This window comes from Candidatus Nomurabacteria bacterium (genome assembly GCA_020631905.1).
GTDB lineage: Bacteria > Patescibacteriota > Saccharimonadia > Saccharimonadales > VXPC01 > JACKGQ01.
In genome coordinates this window covers 505,286-526,049 of sequence record JACKGQ010000001.1, presented here as the reverse complement: position 1 = coordinate 526,049, position 20,764 = coordinate 505,286, and the positions used below count along the sequence as shown (strand labels likewise).

Here is a 20,764-nt window from a genome sequence, read left to right as displayed (position 1 = left end):
AACTGTAGATTGCTATACAATATTCTAACATAGAAAATACAGATATTAAGGGGTAGCGATGAGCTCTGGGCAAGTGGTAATTAACGGCAAGATATACCCTCTCTTAGGGGCAGATCTTGGGTCGCAAACAAAGCGTGTTGATGGACTTGCGCCGGCTGTTCATCATCAAAGTAGCGAGCCTCAGCGACATCCAAAAAATGTCCGCATTGAACGAACAGCCAGAACAAAAAAACATACGAATATGCGTTCGCAGACTCTGCATCGAAAAGCCGTGGCAAAACCACTCATCCAGCCACGTCCTCAGTCCGAAAGTCGAATCGTTAAACCTACTTTTAACCCGGGCAAGGCCAGACTCGAAAGAGCTGCCAGCACACAACAGAGTGAATATATAGGCAAGTTTCAGGCCAGCAAGAAGGTTGGGGCGACTCCAACAGCCATGCAACCAAGACCAGCCCCAGAAGATTCTTTGGTGCATGAGCCGCCAATCTACGTCCCAGACGAAGCCGTTCGTTTACCAGCTAGCATAATTGATCGAGCACTGGAAACTACGCCAAATAATCTGCAAACTGCAAAGAAATCCAAGAAGTCACCAAAGTTAGCTGTCGCTCTAACTGCTTTAGCGATCGGACTCGGAGTAATCGGCTATTTAAATCTGCCCCGGATTTCACTGAGTATCGCAAGCAGGCAAGCCGGTTTTTCAGCACATATGCCCGACACGCCTGCTGGGTTTAGTATTGATGGTCCGATTCGCTACGAAACCGGCAAGGTGTCGATCTCGATGGCTTCAAATACAGACTCTCGCAACCTACAGATTGTTCAGCAGCCAACAAGTTTAGATTCGGCCAGTCTGGCAAGTGGATACTTCTCGAATAAAGATATCCCATATCAAACTGTCGAGGTCAATGGGAAGACCATCTATATCTATAATGGTAATAGTGCAATTTGGGTAAGTCAGGGTATCCGCTATCAACTCGAAGGCGAATCTGGTCTGAGTAGTGATCAGATTGTCGAAATCGCTAAAAGCTTATAGTTTGATAGCTAGGCTTTAGCTGATATTCTGATTGATGATTAACTTATGAAAAACATAATTATTGCAGCCAAGACTTTTGAGGGCATCGACTTTGAGTTACCAAATAGCCAGGAGCCGGTCGCAAAAATTGCTCGGGCCGCCTTCTTAATAGCCACTAATACTGACACGACCATCCCTGATATGCTTGGTGATGAGCGTTTTCGCATAAATTTCAAACTCATACACCCCCATCTCGGTGTCGAAGGAACTTTTCACGACGCACTAACTCATGGTCAACAAATTATTCCCGTGGCTATGACCGCCGCCGATCAAGTACCTTCAGATATCTACGATCGTCTCATCGACCGCAGTGCTAATCGTACCGATCTTGTTGCCCTATATTTCGGACTAGGTGGTAGTGTTTGTCGAATAGTTATCCCATGCCTAGGTCAAGAACAGCAAGCCTGCACTCTCGCAACCGCACTCGAGACTCGAGATATTATGAACAGTTTCTAACTACTCCTTGGTATAATGACAGCAATGAATCAGAGAATTCGAACAAGGTTTGCGCCCAGCCCGACTGGTATGCTGCATATTGGTAGTCTCCGAACTGCCCTTTTTAGCTATTTATGGGCTCGCAAAAATAATGGTGAGTTTATTGTACGTCTCGAAGACACCGACCAAGCTCGGATCGTCGAAGGGGCAGCTGAGCAGATTTTATCTAGCATGGGTTGGTTAGGCATGGATTGGGACTACGGCCCAGATAAACCGAGCCCAGAATTTGGGTCTTGCATCCAAAGTGAGCGTAACGACGACTATACACGCTACATCCAAGCCCTTCTAGATAGCGGCGTAGCCTACTACGACTGGACAAGCCCAGAACAGCTAGAAAGTTTGCGTGCCCAAGCACAGGCAAATAAACAACCGTTTGTTTTCCGAAAAAACATGGCAACGCTAGAAGGTGAGACAGGCAAAGCAGTAATTCGGATAGCGATTCCCGACCAGACAGTGATAACCTGGACCGATCACGTAAAAGGCCTGCAAAGTTGGCGGGGCAAAGATATAGGCGACTTTGTAGCTATCAAAAGCGATGGTTTCCCGACATACCAGTTTGCCAATGTTGTCGACGATCACCTCATGGAAATTACCCATGTGATACGCGCCGATGAGTGGCTTAGCAGCACACCAAAGCACTTATTCTTATACGACGCTTTTGGTTGGCAACGACCAGAATTTGCTCATGTGCCACCAATCCTAGGGCCTGATGGTAAAAAGAAACTCAGTAAGCGTGATGGGGCGAAAGACGCCGCCGTCTACGCCACTGAAGGCTATCTGCCAGAGGCAGTCATGAATTATTTGGCTTTGCTCGGCTGGAACCCAGGCACAGACCAAGAAATATTTAGCCCCGATCAACTTGTGAGCGTTTTCGAGCTTAGCCGTATCCAGAAATCTGGCGCCAAATTTGACCCAGTTCGACTAGACTGGATGAACGGCATGCACATACGTAATATGGATCCGTCAAAAAGACTAGAGTTGGCTGAAAGCTGGTGGCCTAAAGAAGCCGTCCAGTCAGACAAGGCCTATAAGCAAAGAGTCCTCGATCTGGTCTACGAAAGACTAAAGAAATTTGCTGATTTAGCCGAGTACAGTCGCTTTTTCTTTGCCAGGGCTATGGCTGTCGATGTTCAGGAAATTGAGCAAGAAACCAAATTTACGCCCGAAGAGCAAGCCAATCTGCTAGTCGCCACAATCGATTTGCTGCAAGCATCCGATTTCACGGAAACTGATCTCGAACATCGTCTTTATGGCTATGCAAAAGAAAACGACCTTAAGGTTGGCAAATATTTTATGCTGATACGGCTAATGATAACCGGTAGTAGATTTAGCCCAGGGCTTTTTGAAACTCTCAACACTCTTGGCAAAGCCGAAGTCCTAGAGCGTCTAAAAACTTGATACCAAAGCTTAAGCGTTTTAAAATATACTGGTAATGGATAATCGGCCGCCTACGTCTATCAATGACGATCTTGAAGCTTTTAGTCTTGAGCAGAGCACCCAAAAGCAACCTCGAAAATTTAAGCGTTTATTAACGACGTTTATTAATATCCCAAAAAAGTATCTCTTGCCAGGTGGATTAGGCTTAATTCTGGCGGTTGGCTTGGGTGGTTACTACGTGTTTTTGCATAAAAAGTCACCAGAGCCAGTTCAAGCTAAACAAGAAGTTGTCAGCAAGGCCGAACCCGAGCCAGAACCAATTTTTTACGAATCGCCACTTACCGGCATGCTCGTCGAAAACGAGTCAGACACTAAGCGCCCGATTACCGGTATTATGATCGAGAACTCAGTTGGCGTTCGACCCCAGAGTGGATTGCTCGAAGCCGGTGTAGTCTTCGAAGCCGACGCAGAGGGCGGAATAACACGATTGCTGGCACTTTATCAGGAAGGCCAACCAGACTATATTGGGCCAGTTCGTAGTGCTCGGCCATACTATGTTGAGTGGTTAGCCCCATTTGATGCCTTCTACGTGCACGTCGGTGGAGATATCGCTGGTAAGGCTGCCATATCTAAGTATATCCAGTCTGGGCGTAATCTAGACCAATATGTTTATGGCAGCTCGTTTTCCCGTATCTCTAGTCGTATAGCTCCGCACAATGTTTACACAGACTTTACGCGCCTAGACAAACTCGAGGGCAAGGCAACCAGCGACTTTGAGCCTTGGCCTCGCAAAGACGAAGAACCTGTCGAAACGTCAACTGCTAGCAGTATAGATATGACAATCTCCTCACCATCTTATAACCCGAGCTACACTTACGACAAAAAAACTAACAGCTACTTACGCTTTTACGGTAACACGCCTCATAGTGATGAGCGCACGGGCGATCAAATAAACCCCAAGGTAGTTATCGCCATGCAGGTTGACAAGCAATATTATAACGCCAAAGATGGGCCAAGAACTGATTACACTACTGTCGATAGCGGTAAGGTTTGGGTTTTCCAAGATGGTCAAGTTATTGAGGGACGCTGGTCAAAATCTAGTGAGTCTGAGCAAATCCTATTTAATGACAGTAACGGGGCAGAGATTGTCTTTAATCGCGGTCAAACTTGGATAACTGCCGTTAGTAAAGTGGCATGGCAATGATTGAATACATCCGCAAAATTCAGTCAAAACTCTGGCTAAGGACAGTTATCAGTTTATGTCTGGTTTTGATCGTCGGGCTTGGATGCTTCTACTTGATGATCTTAGTCTTTAACTGGTCGGAGTTATGGAGTCTCGAACTGTCTTTATTGGTAACAATCGCTTTGGCGATCTTTATCGCCAGCTGGCTAATGAAACGGGCAATTTTTGGCCTAGATTTCTTAGCAAGAGCAATCCTTTCGGCAAGTGGTCAGACTAGTCAGATTAACCCTCCAGATACAAATGGCTTGCGTAAAGAATTCGAGTTTTTAGGTGATCTCGCGCACCAAGTCTATGCCATGGCGAGCAGTCAACAGAATCACGATACACCGGCATCGGGATCAATCCCCAGTTTAGCCCAGCTCGCTGTTCCGGCGGTAGCTATTTCGGCCGAAGACAAGATAGTCTATGCCAACGCAGCCGCTGGTGCCTATTTTAACTTTGATCAAACGCAAGTTATCGGTAACCATATTGATACAATCTTTAATCTATCTTTTTCCGGCAGTGAGCAAACCTTAGACGATTGGATTAACTATTGTAAAGTCAATAAGGCCACAGCTAGTCAGAGTTGGGACCACGTCAAACACACCCTCAGTGACGACAGCAACCGGCAGTTCGATATGGTTGCTCACTATAGCAAAGACAACCCCAACGGCTATGAAATTCTATTGGTTGTAATTGATCATACAGATCGCTACATGCAAGAGTATAACGATGTCAGTTTTGTGGCCATGGCAGTCCACGAACTTCGAACTCCGCTTACAGCCATGCGTGGTTATTTAGAAGTATTCGATGATGAATTAGGTGCGGTCTTGAACCCTGAGCAACAAGAGTTTCTAACCAACATGAACGCCCAAGCACAACAACTTGCAGATTTCGTGAACAATATCCTTAATGTTGCCAGAGTCGAAGAAAACCAACTCCACCTCAAAATGCATAAGGAAGACTGGGCAGAAATTATCCGCAAGACCGTTACCGAACTAGAGTTGCGCGCACGAGTTAGAGGTATCAAAATTAACTACAGCCTACCCGATAATTTGCCGCTTGTGGCAGTCGATAAGGTTAGCATGTATGAAGTCTTGAACAACTTAATCGACAACGCGATCAAATATACTCACGACGACAAACCGATAAACATCGAGGTGAGTGTGCTCGACGAAAACTGGGTCCAGACTACCGTTACTGACCAAGGTGTAGGTATTCCAGAAAACGTAATGAAGTACTTGTTTAAGAAGTTCTATAGATCGTATCGTAGTAAAACCGGGGCAATTGGCACAGGCTTGGGCTTGTATATCAGCAAATCTTTGGTTAACGCCCAAGGCGGAGAAATCTGGGCTAAAAGTAAAGAAGGGGTGGGTAGTACCTTCGGGTTTAATGTACCGACATTTACTTCGGTTGCCGATAAGCTAGGTTCGGAGGATAATGAAATTGTAAGGGAGGCACATGGCTGGATCAAAAACCATTCTCTGTATCGAGGATGAATATTTTATAAGCGAGTTGTATGCTCGAGCACTACGTCGAGCTGGATATGATGTGACTCTTATGATGAGTGGCGACGATGGTCTAAACGCTGCTTTGACCGATCACTACGATATTATTCTGTTAGATTTAATGATTCCGGGTATCACCGGCTTTGAAGTACTCGATAAGATTAAAGCTCACAGCCCGGCACTCCACAGCAAGATAATTATTACGACTAACCTCGACCAAGACGACGCCAACCGCGAGCGAGTCGAGCAACAAGCCGATGGTTACATTATTAAAGCCGAGATTACCCCCAAACAGTTAGTCGAAATAATCGACAAAATCAAGATCGATTAAGCCTGTGCTTGCTTCGTAGGCGTCTAGAGCTTATTGTACTTTTATGTCCGAACAAATTACACCGCTCGCAAGAAGTCGGAGTACATGCCGCAGTCACAACAGTGGTCAGATTATGCTAGAAACAACCCGATCCGATGGTAAAGCCAAAGGTCTTGGCCGATTGGTATGTGGCAAGTGCCCAAACCTAGCTGATTGCATCGACTATTTTGTCGGTAGCCAGGCTAATGGCCAAGCGGAAGGCATTGTTGCAGGCCTAACCAACTATGAGCGCGGCCAATGGCAAGCTGTTAGACTCAATCTAAGTACCGCAAAGGCTCTAGCCAAAGCTATTCGAGCCTCTAGAACAGAAGACCTTACACCTCAAACTGTCCATGTAGGCAATCGACCGTGATCGGTTTCGATAACCACAATGCCCTGCAACTTGCGTTACCAGATAGCCCTGAACGCCAAGCAGCCCAAGCAGTGCTCGACCAAGTTCATCAGGAAGAAGCCCTAGCGCATAGACTAATGTCAGATATGCGTCGCGCCGACCAAGCTTTCGAGGGTCTGGTAGAGTTACCCGGATACGCCATATTTGAGCCACACAGCCTCGACGACAATAATCTATTCGATCGTTGCGGCGAATATGTGTTCGGGCGGATTTTAGGCGAACCTTGGTGTGTGCCCAGACAAGCTTACCCTGCCAGTCAATACCTTTACAACGATACCCGCGACTTCTTGCGCTCTAAGGGTTTCACCTTGGTTGATCCTGCAAAAGTTGTTCCTGGTGATATCGTCGCTTACACCGGCGAACACCCAATTTATGGCCACGAAGCAACGCTCCAGTTCGGTTTTGTCTTGGGTGAGAGTCGGGTGCGCTCACGCTTTGGACCAGGACCGGTGTTCGAACACAATTTAGCTAGTATCCCGAGCCGCTGGGGAAGTAGCGTGTTCTTCTGGCGTAAACTACTGTAGGGTTAACGTACAAAGCTATACGTAGAATCTTTGTCGGTGTTTATAACCTCAAGTTTATCTGTTGGACTCAGGACAGCGTGCGATTGATTATCTAAATCTAGATGGATTTCTTCGGCCAGACATTCACCAGCATTAACATTTGCTTGATCGCGCTCGACAAGCTTGAGCCACTGCAGATCGGCACACTTCAAGATAGCTTTGCTTTGGTCGGTTAGAGTTAAACTGACGCCGCTAGCTTTGACTGTAGCATTCAGAACAGATTGATCCTGGATAACTATCTGGTCGATATCGGCCAATGCAGCATCAACTCGCGACTGATCGGATATCACGAGATTCTTAACGGTTAGATATGACTTAAACAACGCCGACGACTGATCAGATAACGTCAGTGTCTCTAGTTTGGGAACATAAACAGTTGCCTGTAGCTGATCGTTACAATCTAGCAAGCACAAGTAATTATTCGAATTATTATGCAGATATAAATACCCATTCCGAATGTTGAGATCTAGGTTATCGAGTACGAAGTTGTTGGCCGTCAGTACAACCTTATACTCATCAGACTCGATAAAGGTAGCATCAACTTGATTGGCGATTGACACATGCTCAAATTCATCTAAAGCCACCTCGCGCATAGTTGGCGAAGTGTCAACGGCTCGCTGGTAGCGATCATAGGTGTTGCTACCAAACGCAATCGCTGCCGACAGGCCAATTACGAACAACCCAACCAAAATTGCCGCCATACCGCCACGAAGCACTTGTTTCGAACGAAGCAATGACATGCCCATGTAAGCCATTAAGCAGATTACAACTGCGGCTAGCAGCCAGACCGATACCAGCAAGCCATAATCTACAAATCTAGACGGGAAGTCCACCAAAGCGCCGGCATAATAGACATTAACATCTCCAGCCACCAGACTAGCCATACCGGCAGTTAGGCCGGCGATTGCTGCGAGAGAAGCCAAAAATACCCCAGCTCCTACAAGCTTAAGTACTAGCTTGTAGATAATTCCGAAAACTTTAAACGTAGTTTCGAAAGTTGTTCGTAAAAATCCGTTCGCTCCTGATTGTTTAACCTCTTTTACTTTCGTTTTTAGCGTCTGCTCGATATCTTTTAGTGTAGCTGTTTTACCAAGCATTAAACGCTCGTCGGCACCGGTCTCGGCCTCTGGCAATACCATCCATAATACCAAGTAGAGCACTAAGGTAGTCCCGAATGAAACTAGAACCGATATCACCAAGCCGATTCGGACATACAACGGATCAATCCCAAAATAACCCGCCAACCCACTGGCAACTCCACCGACAATCGCATTTTGTTTTGACCTGTAGAACTGTTTTTTAGAGCCAGTCGGTTTTGCCTCGGTCTCGACTTCGCCCGTAATATCTTCGACAGTGCCTAGCTCGGTGATCACAGCGCTCACGTCAGTTTCGTCAAGCACCGAATTTGCATCTTTGAGGCGCGCTTTAAACTTATCGGCTAAGCTCAGCTCAATGTCTTTGATAACCTCTTTGTCCTGATAGTGTTTGCTCAGACTAGCCAGATATGTATCTAGCTTTTTATAGGCGCTTTCATTGATATAAAACGACTGTTTAGCTAACTCAATTATTTGCGCCTTTTTCATTTCTTAACTCCTTTAATTATTCCATCGACGGCTTTTTTTAGCTCTTTCCATTGGCTGTTGTAAGCTTCGAGCACGCCATGGCCATCAACAGTCAACTTATAATATTTGCGGGGTGGTCCTGTTTTCGACTCTTTCCATTCGTAACTGACCAATTTTTCGCTGGCTAGGCGAGAGAGTAGGGGATACAGCGTACCCTCAACCACAATCAGATCCGTATCTTTTAGTTTTGTGACAATCTCACCAACATAAACGGGCTTACCACTACAAATTTGCATCACACAATATTCAATCAAGCCTTTACGCATCGAGAGCGAATTCTGTTGAATATATTTTTGAAGATTAGTTTCAGTATCTTTCATAAATTACTACCTTGCTTTACAAGGTAGCATTGTTGACAAGCCATGTCAAGACCTAACAAAAATATTATGCTTGGTAAATTTGTATATCTGAAAGACATAAATCTAAAGACCCCGATCCAAGTATGCGACATGAGCTTTTTAGCAAGTTGGGTAGTGCAGGGTACTAATCCATTTGCAGATATATCGAAGGCGTTAGGTGTTTTTTGCCAGACATTAAGTTATAATAGGCCGCAACCAAATATGGCTCCATCGTCTGATGTGAGAAAAGCCAGTGGCTTTTTGCAAGACCGGAGTACCGGTGCAAATTATTGCCCGATACGAGGTGTGCCGACGGCTGATTGACAACAATTTGTCAATCTGACCATGGGTAGGACATCTTAACCGTTAGATATCTTGCACGGTTTATTAAACTAGCGTACATTTTAAGTCTAAGCCAAATATGGCTCCATCGTCTAACGGTTAGGACACAAGATTCTCAATCTTGCAATCGGAGTTCGATTCTCCGTGGAGTCACCAAGGAAGAAGCTCACCTAAGGTGGGCTTTTTGCTTGGTTGGTTTCGCAGAAACTCCGAGCTCCGACGAGAGTTCGCTATTGCCCGGCAAAGTTTACTTTGCTAAGGCGCAATATACCCTAGTATTCTCCGTGGAGTCACCAATACTAGTGACTTTAGATGTAAGATAAAAGCTAGCTACTCTTCATCTTGACTGAATCTTTTTTGTTCGTTAATCACTAGTTTAACTAAGCCGTGATTTTCGCCATATTTTGCTTTGAGCCTTTCGAGCAACTTTACAGGCATCAGAGTAGTAGCCAAATTCATGAAAGACATTCCTTCTGTCCAGACTGTCTGCTTGTTTTTGATATCGTGTGGGACAACCATCTGCTCATAGCAAGCGACAAGCAGCTCATCAATATGCCCATCGTCCATCGGGTCAAAGCTTGTGTCGAACTCATGTCCTGGCTCAACAACTAGTCTACTTGATATTAAGTCTTCAATTGTTTTGTGCAATCTTGTTATGTCATAACTTGGTCTGTTGCCTGGACTAACTTCCCATTGCATCTTCTGCCAGAACGGGACTAACTGTCTTAACACCCAAGGATAGTAGACGTGAGGCACTCGCCTTACTTCTTCTAGGTACAGGAATTCTTCGTATTGCTTTTCAAGTTTTTGAAAACTGCGCACAACAGATTCAATATGATAAGTGGTGCGGTTGTCTTCGGCTTCTGCTGCTTTTTCCGCACTCAAATCAATATCCTCAAGTCTTCCAGAAGTTAGTTGTCTGCCGGTGAATCTTTGAATAAGATCCAATAGAGCGAAACGATATCGGGAAAGCTCCAACAACTGTGTCTCATCTGCTTGCTTGAAAACGTTATGAGACGCTAGTTGATTGATGGCATATAGCCCATCGCTAACACCGTGATCAGGAACACTTAACGGCAGGTTGGGGTCACCTAGCATTAAATGATAGCCATCAATGATAATCTTGGTTACTTGTCTTGCGGCTAACCCGTCAGCTGCGTATTTGTAATGTTCCGCAAATCTCCACAGAATACTCGCTCTAGTAGAGCTCGTTACTCTTGGATCTCGGGCAAACTCCATAAGCATGTAGTATGTATCTGGTAGCTGCTCCATATCAGATGAGTTGCCCAGACGAAGCTTTTGTATTAAGCTTCGTATTCTATTTTCTGCATTAATAGAATCAGGATCAAAAGCAAGTCTCTCTATCAGTGTAAGCAGAACTTCATTCATAGCGGCATCGGCTTTATCGCGTAAAGCTTGGCCTTCGGAGTCGGCGCTAAGATATGCTTGCTTCAAATCTTTGGCTTCTTGACTATCAAAAGGAGCAAAGTTGTTTGCCCATTTCTTATGTGCTAATACTACTTCGGGCTGGCTAGATTTCATTTTTGCCTCAGCTCGCATACAAATAACGTAACGAATCTTAGCCGCCAAATCGCGACCGAACATTCTAGCCGCTATACTTTCTATAAAGTCTGGGTCAGATTGCTCATCAACTAACCATACCGATTCCAATATCGCTTCTTCAAATTCTTCGTAACCTAGAGAAATTGGATCAACCTCTTTAGTTAATTCTCCAGTTGTGACCTGCATCAAGCGACCGACTATTTCTTGTGCGTGCGGTGAGGCAAGACCAGCTTTCAAAATATCGCCCAAAATATTTCTTACGGCACGGACATCCTGTCCATAAACGTATCGGTCGGTGCTGCTTGTGTAGTATTCGGCGCGTACGTCAGCAGCGACTCTTCCGTCCCTAGTATATGCTTCAATTACTTTGATAATCTGATCTTTGAATTGCGCTTTTCTTTTTGGGTCTGTCTCGTCTTGATATGTGCGCAGAATGTCGATGATAATGCCTCGTTTCTGTTGAAGCTCATCAGGACCGTCAATCACATGTCGTTGCTCGGGAGCAATCCTCGTTGTTACAGCTGCCACAAGTGCCTGCTGAGCCTTTAAGCTGTCCGAGTCTAGAATTAAACCAGATACATCACTCGGCCCAAAGTTATATTTAGTCTTAGGACTTATCATCCGAATTTCATCTACGATCAGTGATTCAATTAATGGGAATCGAGCCAATGGTAGTATTGGCTTTGGTATTACTTTTCCTTCGCTATCGATATTGGCTCTAGTGGTTCTATAGCGTCGTACCAACTCTTCCCCAACATGGTCATTATAAGCTTTTTCTAAAGCTTTTCCTTCATCAGTAGCTCTAAACTCTGGATCTTGAAGTTTGCGGTAGTCAAATTCCGGATGCGCCTCCAATACTTGTTCGGCGGTCATTTTACGCCATTCTCTGGTAGTATCCCAAGACACGCCATGCTCGATGCCGTATGAAATGGCGAGTATATGTTCACCAGTGGTAACCATCTGGTCTAGTCGTTCAAAATCAAGTTCAGCCGCACTTTTAAAAAGCGTTGATACAAACTTTTCCTGATCAGTATGCCATCGCAGACCTGAGTAAAAAATCCCGAAACCTTTTTCTAGATCTTCATCTCGGACTATCTGCTCGATTGCGCTTTGAGCAATACTCCGTACTAATGTGGCACCTATCTCATCACGAGTTTGCGGGTCAGGCATATGCTCACATATCATAGCTGATGTACCGTGAAATAATGCACTGTGTATACGAGCCTCAAACCTATCTTTAGCTGAGCTTCTAACCACAGCTTGGATTAACCCTTCATCGCTGGTATCGACATCAATAGCGAAAGGCAGATTCAGGGCTCTAGCTACTCCAACCGCTTCAATTAGTAACGTAGCGTCATTTATCGAAGTTGCTTGTTGCTCATATATAACAGCCGGAAACGACTCTCTATCTGATTGGCTGAGTGGTTCAATACCGATTTCTGGTTGCTGATGACGGGAAAAACGCATGACTAGTATTCGTCGCTCACTATTAGTTCATGGACGCTAAGCTTATCTGGAAATCTCGGTCCAGGCCCAATAATAGCGACTACTTGCTGATCAGTTGGCACTTCAATATGTCGAACTCTAGCTTGTACAGCAGCTCCCAAGCCTTCTGCTCCAAGAAGTAAATAATTCTCACTGTCCTCATCCACAGGCAACATATCTACAGTGGCCGGACCCTCTGGATGCGCAAGGGCGAGAAAGTAACGGAATGCGGGACGCTTCCAGTAATAAGGTGTTATGTCTGTTGGATCAGTAGGTATCTCGCGCGGCTGGATATCATAAGACTCCATTAACCTTATCAGTGAACCATCTTCGAGATTAACGTTCGCAACGTTATCTATAGGAGCTCCAAACATCTCAGCTGCAGAATATCTTGCAATCATTACTATATTATAGAATAACTCTACACAAATAGCAATAACTTAACTTGAAGAAAACACCATTTTTCCTTCCTGTAAAGTTGGCGTATTGCAGGCTGTATTAGCAGATGATGAGCTTGCAAATCTTCATATGGTACGCGCCTTACGAGCAATCATTAGCCACAAGCATGCTCTATCAGATCAGCTTGTCTGGCGGTTGCCAGAGCTGTACTTTATGGAGAGCGGTCATAGGTTCCGAATGACCATCTTGTGGGTTACTATGGGACAGGCAAGCTTGGTTTATGGACTATTTACATACAGAAAAGTATTCGGTGATAATCTGATTGTTGATCATTCGTCGTCACAGGAATAAATACTCTTCGCCAGCATAAACATTATGAGATATAATACGTATTATTTGGTAAGGGCAAGTGTGGATTACAATCAAGCATCAATCGAGAATTTAACAATCGGACCGAACTCTTTCGTTTTAAAGTTTAAGTCGTGGTTAAATAAGATATTTCATAGTCCTACGACTTTCGGGATAGTAGTGCTTGTTATTTTAGGTGCGGGTTTTGTGTCTTTTCGAATTGTGGCTGGCACATCGATATCCGGTAGCTTAAATAAGAAAAATCCAATCAGAACACATTCAATTCATATAGACGCTAGTGGTCGGCTAAAAGTGACCGTTAAAGACAGCGGTGGCCGGCGATCCGATTCGGTCCGCTTTAAGTTACGTTTACTGGATTCAGAGGCAGAAGAACTTGAGAGCTATCAAGCCACACGAAAGGGTGAGCCTGTAACAATCGAATCGAAAGTGACCCCTGGAGACTACTATCTCGAGCTAAGTGCAGTCGAAAGCTTAAGTCGGCGAGGAACCCGCTATACCTTTGAAATTGAGTACCCGACAGCCAACGCAGAAACATCAAGTGACACAGAAGCTCCGACAATCAGTATTACTATGCCAAAAAGTGGCGAGGTGCTAGAGGGCGACGCTACAATTAGTGGCAAGGCCTACGATAACAAGAAGGTTAGTAGTGTAACTTACCGATTTGCAGGTGGCGCCGGGCAAATTGCTACCGGTACGACCAACTGGGTGGGACTGCTCGACACGACCACTCAGCCTAACGGACCAGCAACGATAATTGTCCGAGCAAAAGATGCTGCTGGTAATAAAGCCGAAGCCACGCTAAGCGTAATTATTGATAACCCCGATGCAACCACACCTAGCGACCAAGGGGACGGTTCTGGTAGTACAGGCGGAGGTGACACAGGTACAACCGATCCCGGAACAAGTGGCAGTACAGGCGGAGGTGATACAGGTACAACCGATCCCGGAACAGGTGGCAGCACCCAAGAGTTTCCAACCGCTTACACCACGGGCATCGAAGCTGGTGTAAGCCTCACAGCTTGGCCATCTTCTAGCTATCGATCGGATTCGGTACCAACGCACACCGAACAAATAAACGGTAAAACCTGGACCGTCGTCGAAAACTACAACATCAACCTCAGCAACGGTAATTATCTTTACCTGGTAGCCAGCAATGTACTGCTCAGAAACGTAAAGATTACCGCCAACTCGACCCCCAGCAATACTAGTGCGCTCGTGCAAGGTAACAGTCCAAGCAATATTTGGCTCGATCATGTAGAACTGAAGAACCAGCTGTTGCAGGTAGGCAAACTGCGCCTGCACCTGTACATGCACCACCGACTACTGTTATTTCGTTATTTCCCGACATCAATCTCTCCTTCTGTTGGGTTAAAAAATGCTTATTTTTAAAACACACATTTTGATTTACTCAAGCACCATACATTATTTTTGTTATTTTGTAAATATACAATTATAATATTGGTTGTGCTTATTCAACAAAAAAGCAGACTCAATCAGCATTGGCCTGAATTTTCGCCAGCTATTTGTCGGTTTCGTCTTCGATTTCGTGGCCAATAATAGACTCGATCAGATCTTCGATGGTAATAATCCCAATTATTGCCTGGTGGCGCTCAACTGCCATCAGATGAGTCCGTGTGGAAATAAACCTGCGTATCATTGTGTCGAGGGCGGTCATCGAGCCAATGGTCTTAACCGGATATGTAATTAGCTCGTCGAGACTATAGCTCCGTGCATCAAAATCTATATCGACTAAGTCTTTTAAGACGAGTAGTCGCTTACACTCTGTCTTACTGCTATTAAAAATCGGGACTCTAGAGTAGTTCTCGGCTTTCATTTCATCGATTTTGTGAGCATCGATTACATCTGTCTCTAATAGGTAATAGACTTCGTCGACAGGGGTCATAACTTCACGGACGCGGCGTTCACTAAGCTGAAGGGCGTTCTGAACAATCTCAACTTCGTCGTCGTCCAGCTCCGATGCATCATGATCAAGATGCTCGGCGATTATCAAGCCAAGCTCGTGGCGCGAATGTAGATCCGGCTCGATTGGACCGATTAACTTATCTAGGAGTAGCTGCAACGGCTTTGCGACAGGGTATGCGAAGATTGTCATAACTCGCAACACAGGGGCAAAAAGTGCTATCGCCTTGAGTGAGTGCTTAATTGCAAAAGCTTGCGGTAAGATTTCTCCAAAAATAACAATTAGCAGAGTACTGGTGATGCCGGCTACAAAGCCATTTAAAACACTTGATAAAACTAACGACGAAGCCGAGATAACTGCAACATTTGTGAGTAGAATGCTCGCCAAGCTTAAATGAGTCTTTTCGCGTAAACTTAATGCCTTGCGAGCGTCTCTGTTGCCGAGCTTTGCCTGGCGACGCAAGTCGCTTAAGTCTAGAGCCATCAGTGCGACATTCAGACCAGAGCAGATTGCCGATAGTCCGATTAAGACAGTTGATAAAGAGAAAATAACAAGGTGATTCACAAGAGCCTAGATTATAGCATCTACAAAGACGAGTAATGTAGAGGTAGCAATTATTCTAAATACAAGGTTGAGGAAACCCATGTAAAGAGCATAGAATAGGCTATGCATCATATTCAGCAGAAGATACTTATGCGTCTGGCTTTTAACGATAGCCTGCGCTTTAGCGAGCTCAAACCAGACGAATACGAGAATAAGTTGTTCGACTACCATCTAAAGCAGTTGCTACGAGATAAATTGGTCGAGAAAGACCAAACCGGTAATTACACTTTAACTGCTGTCGGTAGGCAAGTAGGTATACGTAATTTAACCGTCGCCAAATCTGGGCCGCAAGCTCATACTATTTTGTTCCTAGCAGTTCGCGCTGGAGCTAATGGACCTTGGCTACTTTACAAACGACTCGTGCATCCATTAAAAGACCGAATTGGTTTTATGCACGCATCGCCAGTGATCGGCAATAGCCTAGAGACGGCTGCTAGCCAAGAGCTACTGTCCAAAACCGGATTAACAGCCGACTTTGCAGTAAAAGGTAGTGGCATCTTTGAGATGTGGTCGAGGGAAAACCTAGAGAGTTTTACGCACTTTGTGCTGCTCTATAGCCAAGATATTAGCGGGCAGCTGCAACCAAGTCATTCACATGCAGAATACTTTTGGGCAGAAGGTCCGGATTTTAACTCACCCGACATGCTGCCAAACATGCCAGTTTTGGTCGACAAACTTGCAGATAACCAACTCTTCTTTATTCAAAAAACTTTCAACCTCTAGTCTGATTGACTAGGATATGGCGTTCTCGAGGGCATTGACGGCTTCGTTGCTACCGTTGCGGCGCCAGTAAACACTTAACGGGCTATCAACATCGGCCAGTTGAGCGAGGGTAGGGTTGGCGCCAATCTCGGCATACAAGTTGCGTGATTGCTCGAGCGCCTCTAGCGCAGCACTGCGGGTAATCCGTTGCGCTAAGGCTGTTTCGCCACGAGCCATCTCGATTTCTGGGGCCATTTCTACAGCCGCCAAAAATAGAGAAGTGTTGCCAAGCCGAAGTCCAAGTTCTCGCTGATGCTTGAGAGCTGTACAATGTTTACCTTCGACAGATATCTTGTGTCTGGCGGCCATCTCGCGGGCAAACTGCATCCGTTCACTGGACCGAGTCAACAACGTAACTCTTGTAATTGGCTCTGTGCGGCCGTGAATTGGCAAATACAGTCGCCGACGCATAACCCGCTCGGCATCGCGAGCTAAGTTGTACCAAGCTGTATTCATTGCTGTGGCTGCCAAAACTCGTGCCGAGAACTCACCGTCGTCGTGCTCGGCACAGTAGTCAATCACTCTTGCGGCGGTCTCGATACCGCGCAGCTGCGCCTCGGCCAGCACCGAACCAGCCGGTAAGGCTCGTCGGCGTTCGATCTCGGCTAAATCTCGAGCTTTTGGTGGAACGTAATCGTAGCCTTCGTCGAGATGTTTAACTGGTAAATCAAAATGTTTGAAAAATGTTGTACTCATAGTAAACCCTACTTTAAGATTAGGATTTGCTTAAATCAGTGAAGACTTTTTCACTAAAAACTGTAACGCCTATGCTTGCGAAGTTTTAAAAGCTAGTCTTAAATATGTGTAATGAGACAAACTACCACCGAAACTGGCCTAATCGCAGTTGAATTTGATGGGAGTCCTCGTTCGGGAAAAGGTACTAGTGCCAAGCATCTCGAACGTGTTTTCCCAAGAACTCGAACTGCCGAAACAGGCAAGTTGTATCGAGCCATTACGTTTTTGGCATTACGGACTGGCTTGATCGAACCCGGGATGACTGAATCGGATGTGGCCACAAACTTAAGTAGTTTAACTGCAGAACAGACCGAAGATATGGCGTTCGATATGGAGAGGGTCGTCAACGTACATGGAGAAAGTGTCTTATACGATCGAGACGTAGCTGGACTTGTCGGCAAAGTATCTCCATTGGTGGCGGTTCGTGAAGGTGTTAAATCCAGGTTTAGGGACGACTTAACTAGAATGGTTGCCGACGATGGTATTTCGATGGTTATACTCGATGGCCGAAACTTGGCCGCCGTAGCTCGTCAGGTTGAGGGTCTAGAAATAATTCAACGTACCTTTTTTGTTTGTAGTGACAACGAAGCCGCCAACCGAGAACTAGCGAGACATCTTGCAGAGCTCGAAGATAAAGGTTTGCCAACCCTCGATGAAGACGCGAAGGAAGAATATATAGTCGCGAAAGTCCACGAATTAGTCGAACGTCGGCACCAAGATGAAAGTCGCGGTAACGACCCGGTCAAGCCAGAGCCAGATGCTATTCGCTACTGGGATCACCCAGGCATTCTTGAACACACGATAAACGCTTATATCCTAGAAGGCAACATGACATATCGCCAAGCCAGAGACGAGGTATCCGGCGAGAATCATTATCGTTATGGTCGGATCGGGGCAGGTGCGATAGCCTATAGTCAAGGCCAGGCCGATAAAGGGGAAGCTCGTCAAGTTCTGTTTGATACCAACGCTTGTAGCTTACTGGCAATGCAACGTTACACTGAACGCATGGTTTCAGAGGCTCGTGCCCAAAGAGCTGAAATCCGTAAGCTCTAGATGTTGCATTCGACACCTACTTCGCCCATAATAGAGCCTGAAAATGCTTATGAAGATCAGCTGTAGTATTGGTGGGTTAGGGGATGTTTTTTAAGAAATCTAAACCTGGTTCGGTATCGGCAAGTAGTTTACAAAACGAAAAACTAAAGAGCGATATCATTTTAAACTCTATAGAAGATGGAGTTGTTCTGATTGATTCCCAAGGCACAATCTTAACCCTAAACCCTGGTGCCGAGAATATAACTGGCTGGAGCGCCAAAGATGCCACGAGCCTAAATTTTGCAACCGTCCTCCAGTTCGTCGATAAAGATGGTCAAGCTTACCCAGAAGTCAATAATCCAGTTTTGCGAGTCTTTAAAGAAGCCAAGGTAGTCCGAGATAACCAAGTGGCTCTACGCACCAGCAGTCAGAAACATATTGCTATATTCATTAGTTGTTCGCCACTGATGAACCAGAGTGGTCAAGTCGAGGGCGCAGTCGCGGTTTTTAGAGATGTCTCTAAAGAGCGTTCAGAAGAATCGCAACGAGCCGAGTTTATTAGCACTGCTAGTCACGAAATGCGTACGCCAGTTGCTGCGATCGAAGGCTATTTGGCCCTCGCCATGAACGATGCAGTCTGCAAGATCGATAGTAAGGCTCGCGAATATCTCGACAAAGCGCACTCCAGTACCGAACATCTTGGCAAGCTCTTCCAAGACCTACTTACCGCAGCCAAAAGCGAAGATGGCCGTCTAACCAATCATCCTAGTGTCACTGATATGGGCGCTTTCTTACAAGAGCTGGCAGACAGTTTTAAGTTCTCCGCCGAAAAGAAAAGCCTCGTCACCGAATTTTTACTCGGCAATGGCAGTCATGCGGCCCCTTCAGCCGACACACCAGAAGGCGGCACCAAAGTAGTCAGTCCGTTGTATTATGCGCTGGTCGACCCAGATAGGATGCGCGAGGTGATTACTAATATCTTCGATAACGCCGTCAAGTACACCGAGAACGGCAAAATAACTCTGGCGCTAACTGGTAACGAAAAAGTTGTCCAGATTAGTGTCCGCGACACCGGACCAGGTATACCGGCAGAAGATCTACCGCACCTATTCCAGAAGTTTTATAGAGTAGACAACTCATCCACCCGAACAATTGGTGGGACAGGGCTAGGATTATTTATTAGTCGAAAGATTGTGGAACTTTATGGTGGCCGCATTTGGGCAGAGAGTCAGCTTGGAGCCGGCAGTACATTTTATATCAATCTACCCAGACTCAGCACTCAAGAAGCCCAACGGCAACTCTCGAAGACAGCAACCCAGCCAAAGACTGGTAATATATAATTTGATTTTTACGCTTATGGTATACTTTATGCTAATGAAATCACGTCAACACACAGGGGGTTGCCTATGAGCAAGAAGATTATGCTCGTTGAAGACGACACAAATTTGAGAGAGATTTATGGCGCACGTCTAATGGCCGAAGGTTACGAGATTGTTGCCGCTCAAGACGGTGAGGCGGCACTTGCAATGGCCGTCAAAGAAAAGCCTGATCTGATTATTAGTGATGTTATGATGCCTAAAATTAGTGGTTTCGATATGCTCGATATCCTGCGCTCAACCCCTGAAACGAAAGATACCAAGGTGATTATGATGACAGCGCTGAGCCAAGCCGAGGACAAGTCGCGAGCTAGCGAACTCGGAGCAGACAAGTACCTAGTTAAGTCGCAGGTAACCCTAGAAGACGTAGCACGTGTGGTTCACGAATTACTTGGCGACGAACCAGCCACTACTCAGCCTACGGCTACGACTAGCGACGATTCAGGATCCGATGACAACTCTACAGCTACTACAACTGTCAATGACGATGCTCAGATACCAGATGATAATACTCAGGCGACCGATCAAACAGACGACAGTCAAGTTGCTCCAGCCGTAGAAGATCAGTTACCAGCTATCGCCCCAGCCACTACTAGCGATGACAGTCAGATATCAGATGCACAGCCTGTAGAAGTCGCCGTCGAGCCCACCCAAGCTGCCGAGGAACCATCTCCAGACTTGCCGTCTACAAACCTAGATAACGATATGGTTGCCGCCGAAACTGAAACCCAGGCAATTACTAGCGATCAGGAACGTCAGGAAATGGGCGCTCAGGTAGAGCAAGCTATCCAGACAGACCTGACTACGGCCCCACACGAAGCCCCAGTGGCCACAACAATTGAAGTTGTTAGCACTTCTAGAGACCCCGAAGAATCACCCTCTGAACCAGCCAATTCAAGTATAAAAAGGGTAATCGAACCACTCCAGAGTAGCACGCCAGACATCAACCAATTGGTGGCAGCAGAAGCAGAAAAAGAAGCTGCCGCTCAAGCTACGCCAGTTGCAACTCAGATACCAGTCATGCCCGAAGTGGCTGTGGTAGAGGAACCAGCCGAACCGCCAACCCCTGAAGTTTCAACTGCGGTTAATATACCAGTCAGCGATCCGGCCGAGCCAACCAATGTTCCACAAGCACCCACCCAACCGGATAAATACACACTCCCCGAGCCAGAAGAAGAAGCCGAAGAGACCGATCCAAACGCAATTGCCCTCTAGTAATTAC

General features: G+C 45.9%; 20 protein-coding genes and 1 tRNA gene. 15 read left to right on the top strand and 6 right to left on the bottom strand.

The window, feature by feature from the left end; translation table 11 throughout:
• The first annotated feature begins 58 nt into the window (after positions 1–58).
• Genes H6798_02700 through H6798_02665 form a run of 8 tightly spaced genes read left to right on the top strand, consistent with a single transcriptional unit; the run spans position 59 to position 6,956 of the window.
• Positions 59–1,030, top strand: a complete 972-nt coding sequence (locus H6798_02700) for a DUF4367 domain-containing protein (GenBank protein ID MCB9821422.1) — start codon at positions 59–61, stop codon at positions 1,028–1,030.
• 45 nt (positions 1,031–1,075) lie between these two features.
• Positions 1,076–1,525, top strand: coding sequence for a hypothetical protein (locus H6798_02695; GenBank protein ID MCB9821421.1), 450 nt, complete (start codon positions 1,076–1,078; stop codon positions 1,523–1,525).
• Between the two features lie 24 nt (positions 1,526–1,549).
• Positions 1,550–2,962 carry a glutamate--tRNA ligase gene (locus H6798_02690; protein ID MCB9821420.1) on the top strand — a complete coding sequence of 471 codons (1,413 nt, stop codon included), beginning with the start codon at positions 1,550–1,552 and terminating at the stop codon, positions 2,960–2,962.
• A gap of 34 nt (positions 2,963–2,996) precedes the next feature.
• Positions 2,997–4,145, top strand: a complete 1,149-nt coding sequence (locus H6798_02685) for a DUF3048 domain-containing protein (protein ID MCB9821419.1) — start codon at positions 2,997–2,999, stop codon at positions 4,143–4,145.
• Positions 4,142–5,662, top strand: a complete 1,521-nt coding sequence (locus tag H6798_02680) for a PAS domain-containing sensor histidine kinase (protein MCB9821418.1) — start codon at positions 4,142–4,144, stop codon at positions 5,660–5,662. Before H6798_02685 ends, H6798_02680 begins: the two co-directional genes overlap by 4 nt.
• Positions 5,625–6,002 (top strand): response regulator, encoded by a 378-nt coding sequence (locus H6798_02675; protein ID MCB9821417.1) that lies wholly within the window; start codon positions 5,625–5,627, stop codon positions 6,000–6,002. The genes H6798_02680 and H6798_02675 overlap by 38 nt, the downstream gene beginning before the upstream one ends.
• Positions 6,003–6,045: 43 nt before the next feature.
• Positions 6,046–6,393, top strand: a complete 348-nt coding sequence (locus tag H6798_02670; protein MCB9821416.1) for a WhiB family transcriptional regulator — start codon at positions 6,046–6,048, stop codon at positions 6,391–6,393.
• The gene (locus tag H6798_02665) at positions 6,390–6,956 is read left to right on the top strand and encodes a hypothetical protein (GenBank protein ID MCB9821415.1); all 567 of its coding nucleotides are present in this window, start codon (positions 6,390–6,392) and stop codon (positions 6,954–6,956) included. The genes H6798_02670 and H6798_02665 overlap by 4 nt, the downstream gene beginning before the upstream one ends.
• A 2-nt stretch (positions 6,957–6,958) precedes the next feature.
• Here H6798_02665 and H6798_02660 read toward each other — a convergent pair whose 3' ends face one another.
• Complete coding sequence (locus H6798_02660) at positions 6,959–8,578, bottom strand: PspC domain-containing protein (protein MCB9821414.1); 1,620 nt, start codon at positions 8,576–8,578, stop codon at positions 6,959–6,961.
• The gene (locus tag H6798_02655; GenBank protein ID MCB9821413.1) at positions 8,575–8,883 is read right to left on the bottom strand and encodes a PadR family transcriptional regulator; all 309 of its coding nucleotides are present in this window, start codon (positions 8,881–8,883) and stop codon (positions 8,575–8,577) included. Before H6798_02655 ends, H6798_02660 begins: the two co-directional genes overlap by 4 nt.
• 495 nt (positions 8,884–9,378) lie before the next feature.
• Between H6798_02655 and H6798_02650 the strand changes: the two genes are divergently transcribed.
• Positions 9,379–9,453: transfer RNA gene (locus H6798_02650), tRNA-Glu, on the top strand.
• A 174-nt stretch (positions 9,454–9,627) separates the two neighbouring features.
• Here the strand turns inward: H6798_02650 and H6798_02645 are convergent.
• Positions 9,628–12,327 (bottom strand): hypothetical protein, encoded by a 2,700-nt coding sequence (locus H6798_02645; GenBank protein ID MCB9821412.1) that lies wholly within the window; start codon positions 12,325–12,327, stop codon positions 9,628–9,630.
• 2 nt (positions 12,328–12,329) lie between these two features.
• Complete coding sequence (locus H6798_02640) at positions 12,330–12,746, bottom strand: hypothetical protein (GenBank protein ID MCB9821411.1); 417 nt, start codon at positions 12,744–12,746, stop codon at positions 12,330–12,332.
• 85 nt (positions 12,747–12,831) lie between these two features.
• Here H6798_02640 and H6798_02635 point away from each other — a divergent pair, with 85 nt between their 5' ends.
• Together H6798_02635 and H6798_02630 are read left to right on the top strand one after the other, a co-directional pair.
• Positions 12,832–13,095 carry a hypothetical protein gene (locus tag H6798_02635; GenBank protein MCB9821410.1) on the top strand — a complete coding sequence of 88 codons (264 nt, stop codon included), beginning with the start codon at positions 12,832–12,834 and terminating at the stop codon, positions 13,093–13,095.
• Between the two features lie 60 nt (positions 13,096–13,155).
• Positions 13,156–14,502 (top strand): Ig-like domain-containing protein, encoded by a 1,347-nt coding sequence (locus tag H6798_02630; GenBank protein ID MCB9821409.1) that lies wholly within the window; start codon positions 13,156–13,158, stop codon positions 14,500–14,502.
• 130 nt (positions 14,503–14,632) lie between these two features.
• Here H6798_02630 and H6798_02625 read toward each other — a convergent pair whose 3' ends face one another.
• Positions 14,633–15,598: a DUF21 domain-containing protein gene (locus H6798_02625; GenBank protein MCB9821408.1), complete on the bottom strand. Its 966-nt coding sequence runs from the start codon at positions 15,596–15,598 to the stop codon at positions 14,633–14,635.
• A 102-nt stretch (positions 15,599–15,700) separates the two neighbouring features.
• Between H6798_02625 and H6798_02620 the strand changes: the two genes are divergently transcribed.
• On the top strand, positions 15,701–16,360 hold the full coding sequence (locus tag H6798_02620; GenBank protein MCB9821407.1) for a hypothetical protein: 660 nt from the start codon (positions 15,701–15,703) through the stop codon (positions 16,358–16,360).
• 9 nt (positions 16,361–16,369) lie between these two features.
• Here H6798_02620 and H6798_02615 read toward each other — a convergent pair whose 3' ends face one another.
• The gene (locus tag H6798_02615; protein ID MCB9821406.1) at positions 16,370–17,095 is read right to left on the bottom strand and encodes a hypothetical protein; all 726 of its coding nucleotides are present in this window, start codon (positions 17,093–17,095) and stop codon (positions 16,370–16,372) included.
• A gap of 111 nt (positions 17,096–17,206) precedes the next feature.
• On the opposite strand from H6798_02615, the gene H6798_02610 reads away from it, so the two are divergent.
• From H6798_02610 to H6798_02600, 3 genes are all read left to right on the top strand, one after another.
• Positions 17,207–18,187 carry a (d)CMP kinase gene (locus H6798_02610; protein ID MCB9821405.1) on the top strand — a complete coding sequence of 327 codons (981 nt, stop codon included), beginning with the start codon at positions 17,207–17,209 and terminating at the stop codon, positions 18,185–18,187.
• Positions 18,188–18,270: 83 nt separating this feature from the next.
• Positions 18,271–19,506 (top strand): PAS domain-containing protein, encoded by a 1,236-nt coding sequence (locus H6798_02605; protein ID MCB9821404.1) that lies wholly within the window; start codon positions 18,271–18,273, stop codon positions 19,504–19,506.
• A 66-nt stretch (positions 19,507–19,572) separates the two neighbouring features.
• On the top strand, positions 19,573–20,757 hold the full coding sequence (locus tag H6798_02600) for a response regulator (GenBank protein MCB9821403.1): 1,185 nt from the start codon (positions 19,573–19,575) through the stop codon (positions 20,755–20,757).
• The last annotated feature ends 7 nt before the right edge of the window (positions 20,758–20,764 follow it).